This is a genomic window from Pseudomonas sp. KH_027 (assembly GCF_057838565.1).
Window position 1 is genome coordinate 4,338,213 of sequence record NZ_CM174470.1, and the last position, 17,859, is coordinate 4,356,071.

The following is a 17,859-nucleotide window of genomic DNA, read 5'->3' on the forward strand; positions in this document are numbered from 1 at the left end:
CCAAGAGCCAAGACCATGCGTGCAGTTGTGATCGCCCTCTCTTGTCTAGCGGCTTGTGCCGCCTCCCAGGCTTTCGCCGGCGGACAAAACCAACTCTCCGACCCCAAGGTGGCCGTCGAGCAATTCTTCTGGAAACAGCTCTACGCCAACGGCGGGACCTCACTGTATTGCGGCACGCCTTTCAGCGCCGAACGCGGCCAGGTCATCGCCAGCCTGGTGTACAGCGGCAAACAGATCAAATCGGCCCTGCGCTGCATGACCGACAACCAGTGCACGGTGTCGAACCCGCAATACCCCTACATGCTCGCCGATCTGCACAACCTTTACCCGGAGATGAGCCGGGTCGAGCTGGCGCGGCGCAATGCCTTGTTCGGTGAGCTCGACGACAGCGTACCGAGCAAGTTCAGCGATATCGGCTGCGACCTGAAAGCCAGCTTCCAATTGATCGAACCTCGCGATGAAGCCAAGGGCAACGTGGCGCGGGCCATCTTCTACATGCACAGCGAATATGACCTGCCGATTGTCGGCCAGCTGCAGATGTACCAGCGCTGGAACCAGATCGACCCGCCGGACGCGCAGGAGAAAGCCCGCAATGACCAGATCGAGGCACTGCAAGGCACCCGCAACCGCTTTATCGATGCGCCGGCGGCGGCGGATCAGTTGACTCAGGAGTAACGCTCAAGCGCTTCGCGGGCCAGCCCGCGCCTACCGTTGGCAGGCGCGTGGTTTATCCGTAACGGCCCGTTTGCTGGCGAGCCCTCTCCTTGCGCGAAAAGAAAAGCCCCGCATCGGCGGGGCTTTTTTCTGCTATTTCGAATGCCTTAGAACTGCGCGGCATCCAGCAAGTACAGCGACTCACTGCCAGCCTTGACCGAAGCCGTGAGCGAATGAATCCGCGGCAGCAGACGGGCGAAGTAGAAACGCGCGGTACCCAGCTTGCTGGCGTAGAACTCGTCCTGCGTTTCCTTACCCAGCGCGGCCTTGGCCATCAATGCCCACATGTAGGCGTACGCGGTGTAGCCGAACACATGCAGGTACTCGACCGAGGCGGCGCCGATCTCGTTCGGATTGCCTTTGGCGCTTTGCAGCAGCCATTCGGTCAAGTCATCGAGGTTGGCCACGGCCGCTTTCAGCGGCTCGACGAACTCGGCCAGTTCAGCGCCGGCACTGCCGGTAAAGGTCTTGATCTCATCGGCAAAGTGCTTGTAGAACGCGCCGCCGCTGCCGACGATCTTGCGCCCGACCAGGTCCAGCGCCTGGATACCGTTGGTGCCTTCGTAGATCTGGGTGATACGCACATCGCGCACTAGCTGCTCCTGGCCCCACTCGCGGATAAAACCGTGACCGCCGAAGATCTGCTGGCCGTGCACGGTGGTTTCCAGACCGAGGTCGGTGAGGAAGGCCTTGGCAATCGGCGTCAGCAGCGCCACCAGCTCTTCCGCACGCTTACGGGTGCTCGGGTCTTCGCTGAACTTGGCGGTGTCCAGTTGCATGGCGACATAGGTGGAGAAGGCGCGGCCGCCCTCGTTGCTGGCTTTCATGGTCAGCAGCATGCGGCGCACGTCCGGGTGCACGATGATCGGGTCGGCCACCTTGTCTTTCGCCACCGGGCCGGTCGGCGCGCGGCTTTGCAGACGATCGCGGGCGTATTCGATGGCGTTCTGGTAGGAGCGCTCACCGGCCGCCAAGCCCTGGATACCGACGCCCAGACGCTCGTAATTCATCATGGTGAACATCGCCGCCAGGCCTTTGTTCGGCCCGTCGATGATGTAGCCGGTGGCGCCGTCGAAGTTCATCACGCAGGTCGCGGAACCCTGGATGCCCATCTTGTGTTCGATCGAGCCACAGGCCACGGCGTTGCGCTCGCCCAGGCTGCCATCGGCATTGACCATGAACTTTGGCACTAGGAACAACGAAATGCCTTTCGAGCCCGCCGGCGCATCCGGCAGCTTGGCCAGTACCAGGTGGATGATGTTCTCGGTCAGGTCGTGCTCGCCGCCGGTGATGAATATCTTGGTGCCGCTGACCCGGTAGCTGCCATCCGCCTGCGGCTCGGCCTTGGTGCGGATGATGCCCAGATCGGTACCGGAGTGCGGCTCGGTCAGGCACATGGAACCGGCCCAGACCCCGGCATACATGTTCGGCAGGTAGGCCTGCTTGAGCTCTTCGCTGGCGTGGGCGTTGATCGACAGGCAGGCGCCGGCGGTCAGCATCGGGTACAGGCCGAACGAGAGGTTGGCCGAGTTGAGCATTTCTTCCACTTGCGCGCCGAGGGCCTTGGGCATGCCCATGCCGCCGTAGTTCGGATCACCGCCGACACCGACCCAGCCACCTTCGCCGTAGACTTTATAAGCCTCGGGGAAACCTGTCGGGGTGCTGACTTCAGTGTTGCTCCAACGGCAGCCTTCTTCGTCGCCGCTGCGATTGAGCGGGGCTATGGTCTTCGCGGTGACCTTGCCGGCTTCCTCGAGGATCGCCTCGGCGGTATCGGCATCGACGGTTTCCGCCAGGGCCGGTAATTCGGTCCAGAGTTTGGCGACCTCGAATACTTCATTGAGGACGAAGCGCATGTCGCGCAGGGGTGCTTTGTAGTCAGCCATGTGGCGATCCTCGAACGATCCAACGGAGCGGCCTACCGGCCGGTATGACGCAGACTTTGGAGTTTACCCGAACAACTTTTAAGACACATAGGGTCCAGTTATGACCAAACGGTCACCAGCAGATCACACCACCTGGAGCACAAAAAAGCCCGCCGGAAGGCGGGCCTTTTGAGCAATTTTACCGCTGGTCAGAGCGCGAACTGCTCGGCCGGCAACTGCATCAGGCAATCACTGCCGGCTTCCACTGCGGCCCGGTGCGCGGCAGTGCGCGGCAGCAGGCGTTTGAAGTAGAACGCGCAGGTCGCCAACTTGGCCTGGTAATAGGCGGCTTCGCCAGCCCCGGCATCGAGCCGGCCCTGAGCAACCACCGCCATCCGCAGCCAGAAATAGCCGAGGATGATGTAACCGGAGTACATCAGGTAATCCAGGGCAGCGGCGCCGACCTCGTCCGGGTTCTTCATGGCGGCCATGCCGACTTTCTGGGTCAGCTCGCCCCACGCCGCATTCAGTGTCGCCAACTGGGCCACATAGCCGCTGAGCTGCGGGTGCTGCGCCTGCGCTTCGCAGAATTTGTGCACGATCTTGGTAAAGCCGCGCAGCAACTTGCCCTGGCTGCCGAGCACCTTGCGCCCGAGCAGGTCGAGCGCCTGGATGCCATTGGTACCCTCGTAGATCGGCGCGATGCGGCAGTCACGCACCAATTGCTCCATGCCCCACTCGCGGATAAAGCCATGGCCGCCGAACACCTGCATGCCGTGATTGGTCACCTCCAGGCCGGTCTCGGTCATGAAGGCTTTGCAGATCGGCGTGAGGAAGGCCAGCAGGTTCTCCGCCTCCTGGCGCTTTTCCTCACTGTCGCTGGCGTGGGCGACGTCCAGCAATTGCGCGGTGAAGTAGGCCAACGCCCGATTGCCTTCGTTGAAGGCCTTCATGGTCAACAGCATGCGGCGCACATCGGGGTGCACGATGATCGGGTCGGCGGCCTTGTCCGGCGCTTTCGGCCCGGTCAGCGCACGCATCTGCAGGCGCTCGTTGGCGTATTTGATCGCGCCCTGGAAGCTCGTCTCACCCAGGCAAAGCCCCTGCATGCCGGTGCCCAGGCGTGCGTGGTTCATCATGGTGAACATGCAGTTGAGGCCTTTGTTGGCCTCGCCGATCAGAAAGCCCTTGGCGTTATCGAAGTTGATCACGCAGGTGGCCGAGGCCTTGATGCCCATCTTGTGTTCGATCGAGCCACAGGATACGGCATTGCGCGCACCCGCCTCGCCCTGCGCATCGGGCAGGAACTTGGGCACGATGAACAGCGAAATGCCCTTGGTGCCAGCCGGCGCGTCGGGCAACTTGGCCAGCACCAGGTGAACGATGTTGGCGCTCATGTCGTGCTCGCCGGCGGAGATGAAGATCTTGCTGCCGGAGATCGCGTAACTGCCATCCGCCTGCGGCACGGCGCGGGTCTTGATGATACCCAGATCGGTACCGCAATGGGCTTCGGTCAGGCACATGGTGCCGGTCCAACTGCCGGCGGTCATGCGCGTCAGGTAGGTCTGTTTCTGCTCTTCGGTACCGTGAGCATGGATCGCCGACATCGCACCCTGCGTCAGCCCCGGGTACATGCCCCAGGAGGTGTTGCTGGCACCGACCATTTCACTGACCAGCAGCCCCAGCGAGTGCGGCAACCCCTGGCCACCGTAGTTCGGATCGGCCGCCAGGCTCATCCAGCCGCCTTCGGCATACTGGGCGTAGGCCTCCTTGAAACCGTTCGGGGTGGTCACCACGCCGTTGTCGAACTGGCATTCTTCTTCGTCGCCGGAACGATTGAGCGGTGCCAGCACCTGCTCGCAGAACTTGGCGCCCTCTTCAAGGATGGCGCTGACCATGTCCGGCGTCGCGTCGGTCGCACCGAGCTCGGCATAACTGGCGTGGAAATCGAAGACTTCGTCGATCAGAAAGCGCATATCGCGCATGGGAGCCTTGTAGTCGGGCATGGCAGTTCTCCGTCAGCAGCTACGCAGAAGGCGTAATCAAGTCGAGCACGCTACTGCCGACCGCCAGCCGAGAACAATCACCCTGCGCACGCTGAATGCGCCGCCATAAGCAACCGGCGGCTTACTCCGCGGCGGCGGCAACGCGCACCGCGCCACGGCGGTTCTGCCCGTACTGCATCACGCAGTTACGGCCCGCGCCTTTGGCGGCGTAGAGCGCCCGGTCGGCGGCCTTGATCACTTCTTCCGGGGTGCGTTGATCACTCTCCTTTTCCGCCACGCCGATGCTCACCGTCACCGACACGCTGGTGGCCGCGGCCGCTCCGCGCTTCTGCTTGCCCTGGCGGTCATCGCGGGGGCGGTTACCCTTGTCGCGCAGCAACACGACGTAGCTCTCGATGGCCTGGCGCACCACGTCCAAGTGCGGCCGGCACTCCTCCAGGGTCTTGCCGGAGAACACCAGGGTGAATTCCTCGCCACCGTAGCGGTAAGCCTTGCCGCCACCGCCGATCTTGCGTAACTGGCTGGCGACCACCCGCAGCACCTGATCGCCGACATCATGGCCGTGGGTGTCGTTGAATTTCTTGAAGTGGTCGACGTCGGCCATGGCGATCACATAGTGGCGCCCCAGCCGTGGCAGTCGCTCGTTCAATGCGCGACGGCCGGGCAGCCCGGTCAGCTCATCGCGAAAGGCCATCTGATAGGCCTCGTGAGCCACCGCCGCAGCCAGGATCAGCATCACCTGGCTGCTCATCACATTCAGCCCGTGCGGCAGCAGGAAGGTGTTCGGCAACATCCAGCACAACCCGAGCAAGCCGACCATTTGCGCCGCATGCAACGGCCGAGGCCGGCGCAGGTACTGCACCAACAGCACGATGAAGGCGATCAAAAACACCGGATAGGCCAGCTGAATCAGGCTCATCCATTCGGCATGCAGGGCCGGCCAGCGGATGTGCGCCAGCCACGCCAACAAACCGTCGGGGTATCGCTGCGCCAACGCCAGCGCGACACCGCCTACCGCGAACAGCAGCGCCGCGCGGGCAATCAGGTCGCGCAGCAGGTGGGTGCGCTCCAGCCATGCCGCATACAAGCCATAGAGCAGGGGCAACAGCAGGCTGCACAGATGGAACAGCAGCGCCGCATCGGGGCGGGTCTGGCCATGGCTGCGAAAATAGTCAGTCTGGATGTCGAGCACGAAGTACGCGAGGTACACCACCAGCAGCAGGAACAGCTCGCGCTGGCGGGAATAGATCAGACAGAAGGCCCCGCCCAGTGACAGCAGCAGGGTTGGCAGCACATTGAACAGCGAGGTGAAGAACTCGTTCAGCGTTGCCAGGCTGGCAGCCGCCAGCCCACCGCAGAGCAGCAGCAACGACGGCAGAAAGTGACTGAGACGAACCGCTTTGAACCGAGACACGACAAATTCCACAGGCTGACGGGTCGGCAGACCCTAGCTGGCATTTTGCCTGCTTGCGCTGGATTCAGCACGGGGATAGGTCGCAAACCCATCAATAACGCGGCCCGGCCCGAGGATAAAACGCACAACTCGCGGCTCGCCGAGGTAGCACGTACTCGCACAGGAGTACCCCTGGGGTTTCGAACGGCGGCCTGCTCGCTTCGCGCCTGAGCCCGCCCTAGCTCTTCCCCACGTCCTTGCCGCGCAAATAAAAAAACCGCTCACCGGTGAAGGTGAGCGGTTTTTTCCAACCCGCAGGTCAGGCTACAACTCAGTAACCCAGGGCGAAGTGCTCTTCGTCCATCGACATCAGGTTGCTGGCGCCAGACAGCATGGTTTCTACGTGCGTACGGGTACGCGGCAGAATGCGCTGGAAGTAGAAGCGCGCGGTCTGCAGCTTGGCGGTGTAGAAGGCTTCTTCCGAAGTACCCTCGGCCAGTTTTTCCGCTGCCAGACGCGCCATGTCCGCCCAGAAATAGGCCAGGCAGGCATAACCGGAATACATCAGGTAATCCACCGAAGCGGCACCGACTTCTTCACGGTCTTTCATCGCGGCCATACCGACCTTCATGGTCAGTTCGCCCCACTCTTTGTTCAGCTTGGCCAACGGTGCCACGAACTCTGCGACCGCAGCATTGGCTTCGTTGTTCTGGCAGAACTTGTGGACGATCTTGGTGAAGCCTTTCAGCGCTTCGCCTTGGGTCTGCAGCACTTTACGACCCAGCAGGTCGAGAGCCTGGATACCGGTGGTGCCTTCGTACAGCATGGAAATACGGCTGTCGCGAACGTTCTGCTCCATGCCCCACTCGGCGATGAAGCCGTGGCCGCCATATATCTGTACGCCGTGGTTGGCCGCTTCGAAGCCGACTTCAGTCATGAACGCTTTGGCGATCGGCGTCAGGAAGGCGAGCAGGCCATCGGCGACCTTCTTGTCTTCTTCGTTCTGGCTGTACTTGACGATATCGACCTGCTTGGCCGTGAAGTACACCATCGCCCGGTTGCCTTCGGCAAAGGCCTTCATGGTCAGCAGCATACGGCGCACGTCCGGATGCACGATGATCGGGTCAGCGGCTTTGTCCGGCGCTTTCGGGCCAGTCAGCGAACGCATCTGCAGACGCTCGCGAGCGTATTTCAGGCCGCCCTGGAAGCCGATTTCGGCGTGGGCCAGACCTTGCAGTGCAGTGCCCAGACGCGCGGTATTCATAAAGGTGAACATGCAGTTCAGGCCTTTGTTCGCCGGGCCGATCAGGTAACCGGTAGCGCCGTCGAAGTTCATCACGCAGGTGGCGTTGCCGTGGATGCCCATCTTGTGTTCGAGCGAACCACAGGACACGGCGTTACGCACACCGGCGCTGCCGTCTGCGTTCGGCATGAACTTCGGCACGATGAACAGCGAGATGCCTTTGGTGCCTTGCGGCGCGTCGGGCAGGCGGGCCAGAACGATGTGGACGATGTTATCGGCCATGTCGTGCTCGCCGGCGGAGATGAAGATCTTGGTGCCGGATACTTTGTAAGAGCCGTCCGCTTGTGGTTCGGCCTTGGTGCGCAGCATGCCCAGGTCGGTGCCGCAGTGCGGTTCGGTCAGGCACATGGTGCCGGTCCACTCGCCGGAAACCAGCTTGGTCAGGTAAGTGTGCTGCTGATCCGCGGTGCCGTGCTCGGAAATGGTGTTCATCGCGCCGTGGGACAAGCCCGGGTACATGCCCCAGGACCAGTTGGACTCGCCAACCATTTCGCTCAGCACCAGGCCAAGGGACTCCGGCAGGCCTTGGCCGCCGTGGGCAACGTCGTGGGACAGGCTCGGCCAGCCACCTTCAACGTACTGCTGGTAGGCGTCTTTGAAGCCAGTCGGGGTCTTAACGCCGGACTCGCTCCAGGTGCAGCCTTCGATATCACCGGTGCGGTTCAGCGGCGCCAGTACCTGCTCACAAAACTTGGCGCCTTCCTCGAGGATGGCGTTGACCATATCCGGAGTAGCGTCCTGGCAAGCCGGCAGGCTCTGATAATGCGCTTCGTAGCCGAGCAGTTCGTCGCGTACGAAACGGATATCACGCAAGGGGGCCTTGTAATCAGGCATAGCGGTAACCTCTACGATGGGTCCTAGATTGGGTGACCGGATTTGCGGTCGCTTACGGGATCTCTCCCGATTGCCCGGCAGCTAGGATGCGGCCCAGCAATCAAACAGGCGTTTGAAACATACGTTTACGTCCAACCCTTGTCAAGCATCGGTCGCCAGTCGTCCATGCAATCCGGGCTCAGCGCGCAGCCGGCGTGGCCCCGAGACCAAGACCGCCACAGCTTCAGTTTAGGCCCCTGCGGCACCGTGTGCTGGCCAAGCTCATGCCGCAAAGCCTGCGTTTCGGCTTTGCACTGGCATGTGCACGATGTCATTCGCAGAGCAGGGATGGGCGCCGGATTAGCGCAAGAGCGGGCCACAGCAAAGCGGCAGAGTGCTGCGCAGGCGGCAGATACGGAAAGGAATAGCGGACAGGCCTGGGCGGCCGGGCAAAAATCTAGGCGCGGGTGTCGATCAGCGTGCCGAGCACTTCGTCGGCGGTTCTGATGACCTTGGCGCCCGCCTCTGCCTCGAACTTGCCCACGGTGAGTTGGGTCAGGCTGGTGGCCAGATCGACGGCATTCGCGTTGACCGCGAGCTGGCTGCCATCGGTGGCACGCTCGGGGCGCGGCAGGGCACTGCCGGCGATATCGCTCGCCGCCTGACCGACGCGCTGCTGGCCTGACTGCAAGGCACTCAGCCCGGCACCAAAAGCACTGCCCGATATCTGCATACTGCACTCCACGCACGGGGATGATTCTCTGGGCGTAATTGAAGCAGCTAACGCGCAGGAAAAGTACCGAAAAAAGGCTATGAGCAAGCCGCTACTTATAACGGCAACCCCAATGGCGCCAAGTCCAGGTGCGCGGCCACCGCTGCTGGCGTGGCGTCAGCCAGACGCGGAACACGCCCCAGGCACGGCGCTGGCAGGCGTTCGGCGAGGGTCGCCAGGTTCTCGTCCAGGCGCGAAGTGGCCGGGTCGACGATGTTCGCCACCCAACCGGCCAGGCGCAGGCCGTCCCGCAGAATGGCTTCTGCCGTCAACAACGCATGGTTGATACAGCCCAGTCGAATGCCGACCACCAGAATCACTGGCAACGCGAGGGCGATCGGCAGATCCGACAATGACGCCTGCCCGGCCAATGGCACGCGCCAGCCGCCGGCGCCTTCGACCAGAGTAAAGTCCGCGCCTTTGCCGAGAATATGCTGCACCGGCCCGCGCAGCGCCTCGACGCTCAGCGTCACCCCCGCCTCGCGCGCCGCCAGGTGCGGGGCAATGGCCGGCGCGAACGCCCAGGGATTGACCTCGGCGTAAGTCAGCGCCAGCGTGCATTCGCCGAGCAGCGCCAGCGCGTCCTCGTTGCGCAGGCCCTCGCGGCCGGCGCTGCAGCCGGAGGCCACCGGCTTGGCCGCCGCCGTGCTCAGCCCGGCCAGCCGCGCCGCGTGCAACAAGCCGGCGGCGATGGTGGTCTTGCCGATTTCGGTATCGGTGCCGGCAATAAAAAAGGCCGCCGCCATGTCAGCGCTCTTTCTGCAAAACGGCATAGACCACCTGATAGGTGGCCGGCAGCCCCAGGGGCTGACGAAAGTTCTCGTAGGCGTCGATCAGCGCGAGAATCCGCGCCCGCCCGGTCAGGCCACCGGGGCGACCTGGGTTCAGGTTGTGCGCGCCCAGGGCTTTCAGCTCATGGGTCAGGCTGCGCACATCCGGGTAGTGCAGCACTTCGGCCCGCGTTTCCAGGCTCAGCACGCGCAGACCGCTGGCGGCACACAGGCGCTGATAATCGGCGAACTGGCGGAAGCGATTGACATGCACCAGGCCATCCACCGCCTGCCAACTGGTGCGCAGCTCCTGCAGCGTCCCCACGCACAAGCTGCTGAAGGCGAACATCCCGCCCGGCAGCAGCACCCGCTCGGCTTCGGCCAAGACCCCGGCGAAGTCCGCACACCACTGCACCGCCAAACTGGAGAACAGCAGGTCGCGGCTGTGCGCTCGCAGCGGCAGATGTTCGGCATCGCCAACGATGAACTGCCGGGCGCCACCCAAAGGTCGCGCATGGCGGAGCATGCCCTCGGCGATATCCAGCGCCGCGCCGTGCGCGTCGGGGAAACGCTGCGCCAAGGCCCGGCTGAAATGCCCGGTGCCGCAGCCCAGGTCCAACCACGCCGCGGTCGGCAACTCGGCCGGCAAGTGCGCCAACAGTTGCGCGCCGACCGCGCGCTGCAACTCAGCCACGCTGTCGTAGCTCTGCGCTGCACGGGAGAAGGACGCCGCGACCTGGCGTTTGTCCGGTAGCCCGCCGAGTTGCGGCGAATGGGCGAGATCAGTCATCGCCCGACTCATGCAGAAAGGCCTGGATCGCGGCCGCCACTTCATGGGGACGCTCGACCACGAAGGCGTGACTGGCCTGCTCGATCAGGCCGATTTCGATATCCGCCAGCAGCCCCAGCAGCGCCCCGGCCGCCTCGGCCGGCACCAGCGCATCGGCGCCGGCGAACAGGTGCAGTTGCGGGCCACGGAAGTCTTGCAAGGCGCCACGGGTATCCAGCGCGGCGAGCACGTCCAGGCCGTGCAGCAGTTCGACCGCGCTGCTGCGCGGCGCGCCACCGGCGAGCAGCCGCGCCAGGCTGCGGGCCTCGGCCGCGCCCTGGGCGCACAGCAGGCTGAAGCGTTTCAACGTGGTATCCGCATCGACCGCACAGCCATCACGAAAGGCGGCGAAATAGGCCTTGGACATGGCACTCGGCCAATCGCCGCGGGCAACGAAACAGGCGTTCCCCGCCAGCGTCAGCAGGCCACAGCAGCGATCCGCGCGGCGCGCGGCCAACTCGCTGGCGAGCATGCCACCCAATGACCAGCCACCGAGCCAGACATCCTCCGGCAGGTTGGCATCCAGTTCATCCAACCAGTCGGCCGGGTCGCTGGAGTCGAGCCTCGGCAACGGCTCGATCTGCACCCGCAGGCGCTCATCCAGGCCTTGCAAGGCCGCCGCCAAGGGCTCCAGCGGCGCACTACCCAGGCCCCAGCCCGGCAACAGGATCAGACGGTTACGCATTGGCAGCCTCCTCGGGGTCAGCCGACTCCAGACGCGGCCAGCACTCGGCCAGTGCCTCTAACAATAGCTGCAGCTGCGCCTCGCTATGGGCGGCGGAGAGGGTTACCCGCAAGCGCGCACTGCCGGCCGGCACCGTGGGTGGACGAATCGCGGTGACCAGCAGGCCGCGTTCGCGCAGCATCTGCGACAAGCGCACGGCACGACCGCTGTCGCCGATCAGGATCGGCTGGATCGGCGTGAAACTGTCCATCAGCTGCAAACCGATCGCCTGCGCGCCGACCCGGAATTGCTCGATGAGCCTGCTCAGGTGCTCCCGCCGCCAGCGTTGTGTGCGCAGCAGTTCGAGGCTTTTCAACGTGGCGCAGGCCAGCGCTGGCGGCTGGCTGGTGGTGTAGATGTAGGGCCGGGCGAACTGGATCAGGGTTTCGATCAGCTCCTCGCTACCGGCGACGAACGCGCCTGCGGTGCCGAAGGCTTTACCGAGAGTACCGACCAGCACCGGCACATCCTCCAGCCCCAGGCCGAAGTGCTCGACGATACCGCCACCGTTCGCGCCCAGCGGGCCGAAACCGTGTGCGTCATCAACCAGCAGCCAGGCGCCACGGGCCTTTGCCGCGGCAGCGAGGGCCGGCAGATCGGCCAGGTCGCCGTCCATGCTGAACACGCCGTCGGTCACCACCAGGGTATTGCCGCGGGCTTTGGCCAAGCGGCTGGCAAGGCTGGTCGCATCGTTGTGCAGGTAGCGCGAGAAACGCGCGCCACTGAGCAGGCCGGCATCCAGTAAGGAGGCGTGATTGAGACGGTCTTCCAGCACCGTATCGCCCTGCCCGACCAGTGCCGTGACGGCGCCGAGGTTGGCCATGTAGCCGGTGGAAAACAGCAACGCCCGAGGCCGTCCGGTGAGTTCGGCCAAGGCTTCTTCCAACTGGTGGTGCGGCGTGCTGTGACCGATCACCAGGTGCGACGCACCGCCACCGACGCCCCAGCGCTCGGCACCGGCACGCCAGGCGGCGATCACCTCGGGGTGATTGGCCAGGCCGAGGTAATCGTTGCTGCAGAACGCCAGCAGTTCGCGACCATCGACCCTGACCAGCGGGCCTTGCGGCGACTCGAGCAAGGGTCGCTGACGGTACAAATTGTCGGCATGACGGGCGGCGAGGCGGGCGGCGAGATCGAAGCTCATGGGAACTCGGTGCTAGGGCAGAGGTTCTTCCCTCTCCCGAATCGGGAGAGGGAACTGAGCAGAGTCAGGCAGAGGCGGCGTCGTAGAACAGCTCGCTGCTCTTCTGCTCGACCAGGGCCTGTTCGATCGCGGCCTGATGCACCTCGTCGGAATGCTCTTCGCGCTCTTCCGGTTTGATCCCCAGGCGACTGAACAGCCGCATGTCCTGACCCGCCTGCGGGTTGGCGGTGGTCAGCAGCTTCTCGCCGTAGAAAATCGAGTTGGCGCCGGCGAAGAACGCCAGGGCCTGCATCTGCTCGTTCATCGCCTCACGACCGGCGGACAGCCGTACGTGCGACTTGGGCATCAGGATGCGGGCCACGGCGAGCATGCGGATGAAATCGAACGGGTCGACATCCTCGGCATTCTCCAGCGGCGTGCCCTGGACCTTGACCAGCATGTTGATCGGCACCGACTCCGGGTGCTCCGGCAGGTTGGCCAGTTGGATCAGCAACCCGGCGCGGTCGTCCAGCGACTCACCCATGCCGAGGATGCCGCCGGAGCAGATTTTCATCCCGGCATCGCGCACATACGCCAGCGTTTGCAGGCGCTCGCCGTAGGTGCGGGTGGTGATGATGCTGCCGTAGAACTCCGGCGAGGTATCCAGGTTGTGGTTGTAGTAGTCGAGGCCGGCGGTGGCCAGGGCGGCGGTCTGCTCCTGATCCAGGCGGCCGAGGGTCATGCAGGTTTCCAGGCCCAACGCCTTCACGCCTTTGACCATTTCCAGCACGTAGGGCATGTCTTTCGCCGATGGATGCTTCCAGGCAGCGCCCATGCAGAAGCGCGTCGAGCCGATGGCCTTGGCGTCGGCGGCGGCCTGCAGGACTTTCTGCACCTCCATCAGCTTTTCTTTTTCCAGCCCGGTGTTGTAGTGACCGGACTGCGGGCAGTACTTGCAGTCTTCCGGGCAGGCGCCGGTCTTGATCGACAGCAGGGTCGAGACTTGCACGCGGTTGGCATCGAAATGCGCGCGGTGTACGGTCTGGGCCTGGAACAACAGATCGTTGAACGGCTGCTCGAAGAGCGCCTTAACCTCGGCGAGGGACCAGTCGTGACGCAGGTTAGGGTTAGTAGTGGCACTCATTCGGTGTTCCTTATTAGTAGCTTGCACCTGCTAAAGTCCACAGGCGCGACACGGATGTTCGGCATAGTTAAGGAAGCGATATGCGCTGTCAACCAGATAGCAACAGACAGGTTTACATCTGGTTAAAAAACAAACAGGCCTGCCTGCTGTGCGATGAGCCCGCAGACACCGCTGTGCAGCTGTGCAGCGGCTGCGAAGCGGAACTGCCCTGGCTCGGCGGGCACTGCTCAGTCTGCGCCCTGCCGCTGCCCGCCTCCGGTCTGATTTGTGGCGAGTGCCTGAAACACCCGCCAAGTTTTGACCGTGTGATAGTGCCCTGGCGCTACGGGTTCCCGGTCGACACCCTCATCACCCGGTTCAAGCATCAGGCCAAGTGGCCATTGGGACGTCTGCTGGCCGAGCTTTTGTCACAACACCTGCTCGATTCCTTCGATCATGGCCTGCCCCGACCGGACTTTATGCTGCCCGTGCCGCTGGCCAATCAACGCCTGCGCCAACGCGGCTTCAACCAGGCGGCGCTACTGGCCCGCTGGCTCAGCCAGGGCCTGCAACTGCCAGTGGCGGAGGGCTGGCTGCTGCGCCCCCACGACACCCCGGCACAACAGCAACTCGACGCCGCCGCGCGCAAACGCAACTTGCGCAAGGCCTTTGCCTTGGCCGCAGATGCAGAGGTCAAGGGCCGCCATCTGGCGTTGGTCGACGATGTGTTGACGACCGGTGCTACCGCCGAAAGCTTGGCCCGCCTGCTGAAAAAAGCCGGCGCCGCGCGCGTCGATGTGTATTGCCTGGCCCGCACACCGAAGCCCGGCGATCAGTAGACTGGCGTAGCGCCACTGCGTCTGTCGCCGAGTTTTCTCGCGCTTGATCGGCGGTTAGCCGACGGCTGGGCGTACACTGGCACACCTCGTTGTTCTGGACTGCCCCATGACTCACCCCTTCGCCGCGCTCACACCCGATCTCGTACTCGATGCCGTCGAGAGCATCGGCTTTGTCAGCGACGCCCGCGTGCTGGCGCTGAACAGCTACGAGAACCGCGTGTATCAGGTGGGCATCGATGAAGGCGAACCGCTGATCGCCAAGTTCTACCGACCGGCGCGCTGGACCGATGCGGCCATCCTCGAAGAGCACAGCTTCACCTTCGAACTGGCCGAGTGCGAGGTGCCGGTCGTGGCGCCGCTCAAGCACAACGGCCAGACGCTGTTCGAGCATGCCGGTTTTCGCTTCACTCTGTTTCCCCGGCGCGGCGGCCGCGCGCCGGAGCCGGGCAATCTCGACCAACTCTATCGCCTTGGCCAGTTGCTCGGCCGCTTGCACGCGGTCGGCGCGACCCAGCCCTTCGAGCACCGTGAAGAGCTGACGGTGCAGAACTTCGGCCATGACTCGCTGCGCACCCTGCTGGAAGGCAACTTCATCCCGCGCAGCCTGTTGCCGGCCTACGAGTCGGTGGCCCGCGACCTGCTCAAGCGTGTCGAAGACCTCTATGCGGCGACGCCCTACCAGGCGAGCCGCATGCACGGCGACTGCCACCCCGGCAACATGATGTGCCGTGACGAGGTTTTCCATATCGTCGACCTCGACGACTGCCGCATGGGCCCGGCGGTGCAGGACCTGTGGATGATGCTCGCCGGCGACCGCCAGGAGCGCCTGAGCCAGCTCTCCGAGTTGATGGATGGCTACCAGGAGTTCCACGATTTCAATCCGCGCCAACTGCCGCTGATCGAAGGCCTGCGCGCGCTGCGGCTGATGCACTACAGCGCCTGGCTGGCACGCCGCTGGGATGACCCGGCCTTCCCCCACAGTTTCCCGTGGTTCGGCAGCGAGCGTTATTGGGGCGAGCAGGTGCTGGTGCTGCGCGAACAGATATCGGCCCTCAGCGAGGAGCCGCTGCGGCTGTTCTAGTGGCCTGTACGGCGAGTTGGTTAACCCGAGTTCGGATGCCTGGGTCCTGAGACAAGGCGCCGAACTTGACTAATTGAACGGATCACACAGGCCGCGAGGCTGCGCCCCGCGCAGACGTAACGTAAAACTTACGCCTGAAGTGTTTTACCCGGGCAAGAAAAACCTGAACTGACAGACAGGTCGGGCGAGCGCCCCTTAGAATGGCCGACGCACTCGTTAGCTGCCTAAGCAAGGACTCAGCATGCACGCCGCCAACCCGCGCCGCGGGTACATCCTCGGCCTCACCGCCTACATCATCTGGGGCCTGTTCCCGCTCTATTTCAAAGCCATCGCCCAGGTGCCGGCGCTTGAGATCATCGTCCATCGCGTGCTCTGGTCGGCGCTCTGCGGGGCACTGCTGTTGCTGGTCTGGAAGCATCCTGGCTGGCTCGCCGAGCTGCGCGCCAACCCCCGGCGCTTTGCCGTGCTGGCCGCCAGTGGTTCGCTGATTGCGGTGAACTGGCTGACCTATGTCTGGGCGGTGAACAACGGCCGCATGCTGGAAGCCAGCCTCGGCTACTACATCAACCCCCTGATCAACGTGCTGCTGGGCATGCTGTTGCTGCGCGAGCGGCTTCGCCCCTTGCAATGGCTGGCCGTGGCCCTCGCCGCGATCGGGGTCATGCAGCAGGTTTGGCAGGTCGGCAGCCTGCCCTGGGTGTCGCTGGTGCTGGCCCTTACATTCGGGTTCTACGGGTTGATTCGCAAGCAGGCGCCGGTGGCGGCGCTGCCCGGCTTGGTCGTGGAAACCTGGATGTTGGTACCGCTGGCCATCGGCTGGTTGCTGTTGAACCCGACGGCGGTGAGCAGCCAGGCCAGTTTCTGGAGCACCTCGCAAGCGCTCTGGCTCGCCGCGGCCGGGCCTATTACCCTGGTGCCGCTGGTGTGCTTCAACGCCGCCGCCCGCCACCTGCCCTACACCACCCTGGGTTTCCTGCAGTACCTGGCGCCGACCCTGGTGCTGCTGCAGGCAGTCTTCCTGTTCGACGAGCACCTGGCGCCCAGCACCTTGCTGGCCTTCGGTTTCATCTGGGCCGGGCTGCTGCTGTACAGCATCGACATCTGGGTCAATATGCGCCGCGCCGCCGCGTAGGGCGTACTAACGCAGCAGTCGTCGGGTGGGTTAGCCGCAAAGCGGCGTAACCCACCATCGAGACTCACAGGTATCGTCATTGGCCGGCCCAACGGGCCGGATGGCGGGTTACTGCCCTCGACCGACACCCTACGCTCGACTCCCCGGCCTACGTCTCGCTGCGCAGGTTGAGTTCCACCATCAGGTCATCGGCCAGGGTTTCCAGGCGGGTCTGCAGCAGGTCCAGCGAGAGCGTCAGCGGTATCGCCAGCACGGCCTCGGCATGGAACAACGGCTCGCTGCTCATCGGCGCCGGCATGACGTCGGTGACCAGGCTTTCCACGTTGACCCCGAGCTCGGTCAACACCCGCGTGATATCGCGGACGATGCCGGGCCGGTCGTTACCCACCAGATCGAGCAGGATCGGCTTCCAGGTGCAGGACGGTTCGATGCCGCTTTCCGCCAGCAACACCCGGATGCCGTAGCTGTTCAGCGCCTGCAGGGCATCGACCAGTTCATCGTAGGCCTCCGCCGGCACCCCGACCCGCAGGATGCCGGCGAACTGCCCGGCCATTCGCGACATGCGGCTTTCCAGCCAGTTGCCACCATGCTCGGAGATGCACTGGGCGATGCGTTCGACCAGGCCAGGCTGATCCTGGGCCATGATCGTGAGTACCAGATGATTCACGCGCGACTCCTCTTCAATGACCTGTATCCCGACTCAGGTAGGCGCCAGGCTCAGCCAATAGGTATAAAAAACTTCATCTCTTACATAGCCTAGGCGCTCGTACAGCGCCTGCCCGGGCAAATTCGTCTTTGCCGTTTCCAATTGCAGGCCGCACGCGCCGCTCGCCTGCGCATGGGCCCGCGCCGCATTCATCAGCGCCTCGGCAACGCCCTGGCGGCGGGCCTGGGGCGACACATATAAGTCGCTCAACAACCATGCTGGCTCGAGCGCCAGGGATGAATGAAACGGGTAGAGCTGGACGAATCCCTGCGCCGCGCCATCCTCGGCGCGGGCCAGCAGCAGCCGCGAATCGCCACGCGCCAGGCGCGCCGCCAGGAAGCTGCGGATGGCCGGCAGCGGCTTGGGAACCTGGTAGAACTCGAGATAGCCGGCAAACAACCGCGCAAGATCGTCGAGGTCTTCAATAGCGGCAGCATGTACAGGCATTCACAAATGCTCCTAAGGGTGGTTGCCGGAGTATAGGCACACGCTGTAGAACCACCGCGACAGCGAGTCGCAGCTGCGCTGACCAATTAATCGTGTACTGTTTGAAGATTTATCTGGAACAATCTGCATGATTTTTGAGAACATCCGCGCCCCCGCTGTGACTGCAAGGCACGCTCCGGTCGCAGAGCGACGCGTGCCCACTGATTTTCACAACATCTT

16 protein-coding genes are annotated in these 17,859 nt (G+C 63.8%); 4 read left to right on the forward strand and 12 right to left on the reverse strand.

The genetic code is table 11. The features are described 5' to 3' along the window. The first annotated feature begins 15 nt into the window (after nt 1-15). Entirely contained in the window at nt 16-675 is a 660-nt protein-coding gene (locus AC3IYG_RS20370) for an endonuclease (RefSeq protein WP_489311291.1), read from the forward strand. A gap of 146 nt (nt 676-821) precedes the next feature. Here AC3IYG_RS20370 and AC3IYG_RS20375 read toward each other — a convergent pair whose 3' ends face one another. The 10 genes from AC3IYG_RS20375 to bioB form a co-directional block, all read right to left on the reverse strand. Then, complete coding sequence (locus AC3IYG_RS20375) at nt 822-2,600, reverse strand: acyl-CoA dehydrogenase C-terminal domain-containing protein (protein WP_489311292.1); 1,779 nt, start codon at nt 2,598-2,600, stop codon at nt 822-824. A gap of 188 nt (nt 2,601-2,788) precedes the next feature. Continuing rightward, a complete protein-coding gene (locus tag AC3IYG_RS20380) occupies nt 2,789-4,585 on the reverse strand; it encodes an acyl-CoA dehydrogenase C-terminal domain-containing protein (protein WP_489311293.1) in 1,797 nt (598 codons plus the stop codon). Between the two features lie 121 nt (nt 4,586-4,706). Beyond that, nucleotides 4,707-5,999 carry a GGDEF domain-containing protein gene (locus tag AC3IYG_RS20385; protein ID WP_489311294.1) on the reverse strand — a complete coding sequence of 431 codons (1,293 nt, stop codon included), beginning with the start codon at nt 5,997-5,999 and terminating at the stop codon, nt 4,707-4,709. Nucleotides 6,000-6,309: 310 nt separating this feature from the next. Continuing rightward, complete coding sequence (locus AC3IYG_RS20390) at nt 6,310-8,115, reverse strand: phenylacyl-CoA dehydrogenase (protein ID WP_489311295.1); 1,806 nt, start codon at nt 8,113-8,115, stop codon at nt 6,310-6,312. 436 nt (nt 8,116-8,551) lie between these two features. Next, entirely contained in the window at nt 8,552-8,827 is a 276-nt protein-coding gene (locus tag AC3IYG_RS20395) for a hypothetical protein (protein ID WP_489311296.1), read from the reverse strand. Between the two features lie 95 nt (nt 8,828-8,922). Continuing rightward, complete coding sequence (gene bioD / locus AC3IYG_RS20400; RefSeq protein WP_489311297.1) at nt 8,923-9,612, reverse strand: dethiobiotin synthase; 690 nt, start codon at nt 9,610-9,612, stop codon at nt 8,923-8,925. A gap of 1 nt (nt 9,613) precedes the next feature. Beyond that, the gene (bioC, locus tag AC3IYG_RS20405) at nt 9,614-10,426 is read right to left on the reverse strand and encodes a malonyl-ACP O-methyltransferase BioC (RefSeq protein WP_489311298.1); all 813 of its coding nucleotides are present in this window, start codon (nt 10,424-10,426) and stop codon (nt 9,614-9,616) included. Beyond that, nucleotides 10,419-11,150, reverse strand: coding sequence for an alpha/beta fold hydrolase (locus AC3IYG_RS20410; protein ID WP_489311299.1), 732 nt, complete (start codon nt 11,148-11,150; stop codon nt 10,419-10,421). The genes bioC and AC3IYG_RS20410 overlap by 8 nt, the downstream gene beginning before the upstream one ends. Next, nucleotides 11,143-12,333 carry an 8-amino-7-oxononanoate synthase gene (gene bioF / locus AC3IYG_RS20415; RefSeq protein ID WP_489311300.1) on the reverse strand — a complete coding sequence of 397 codons (1,191 nt, stop codon included), beginning with the start codon at nt 12,331-12,333 and terminating at the stop codon, nt 11,143-11,145. Before bioF ends, AC3IYG_RS20410 begins: the two co-directional genes overlap by 8 nt. 64 nt (nt 12,334-12,397) lie before the next feature. Next, nucleotides 12,398-13,456: a biotin synthase BioB gene (gene bioB / locus AC3IYG_RS20420; protein WP_489311301.1), complete on the reverse strand. Its 1,059-nt coding sequence runs from the start codon at nt 13,454-13,456 to the stop codon at nt 12,398-12,400. An 80-nt stretch (nt 13,457-13,536) separates the two neighbouring features. Here bioB and AC3IYG_RS20425 point away from each other — a divergent pair, with 80 nt between their 5' ends. From AC3IYG_RS20425 to rarD, 3 genes are all read left to right on the forward strand, one after another. Next, nucleotides 13,537-14,274 (forward strand): ComFC family protein, encoded by a 738-nt coding sequence (locus tag AC3IYG_RS20425; RefSeq protein WP_489311302.1) that lies wholly within the window; start codon nt 13,537-13,539, stop codon nt 14,272-14,274. 106 nt (nt 14,275-14,380) lie between these two features. Then, nucleotides 14,381-15,355 (forward strand): serine/threonine protein kinase, encoded by a 975-nt coding sequence (locus AC3IYG_RS20430; protein ID WP_489311303.1) that lies wholly within the window; start codon nt 14,381-14,383, stop codon nt 15,353-15,355. Nucleotides 15,356-15,596: 241 nt separating this feature from the next. Further along, nucleotides 15,597-16,487, forward strand: coding sequence for an EamA family transporter RarD (rarD, locus tag AC3IYG_RS20435; RefSeq protein WP_489311304.1), 891 nt, complete (start codon nt 15,597-15,599; stop codon nt 16,485-16,487). A 148-nt stretch (nt 16,488-16,635) separates the two neighbouring features. Here rarD and AC3IYG_RS20440 read toward each other — a convergent pair whose 3' ends face one another. Together AC3IYG_RS20440 and AC3IYG_RS20445 are read right to left on the reverse strand one after the other, a co-directional pair. Further along, nucleotides 16,636-17,154 (reverse strand): glycine cleavage system transcriptional repressor, encoded by a 519-nt coding sequence (locus AC3IYG_RS20440; protein ID WP_489311305.1) that lies wholly within the window; start codon nt 17,152-17,154, stop codon nt 16,636-16,638. Nucleotides 17,155-17,187: 33 nt separating this feature from the next. Then, a complete protein-coding gene (locus tag AC3IYG_RS20445) occupies nt 17,188-17,640 on the reverse strand; it encodes a GNAT family N-acetyltransferase (RefSeq protein ID WP_489311306.1) in 453 nt (150 codons plus the stop codon). Nucleotides 17,641-17,859 lie beyond the last annotated feature (219 nt).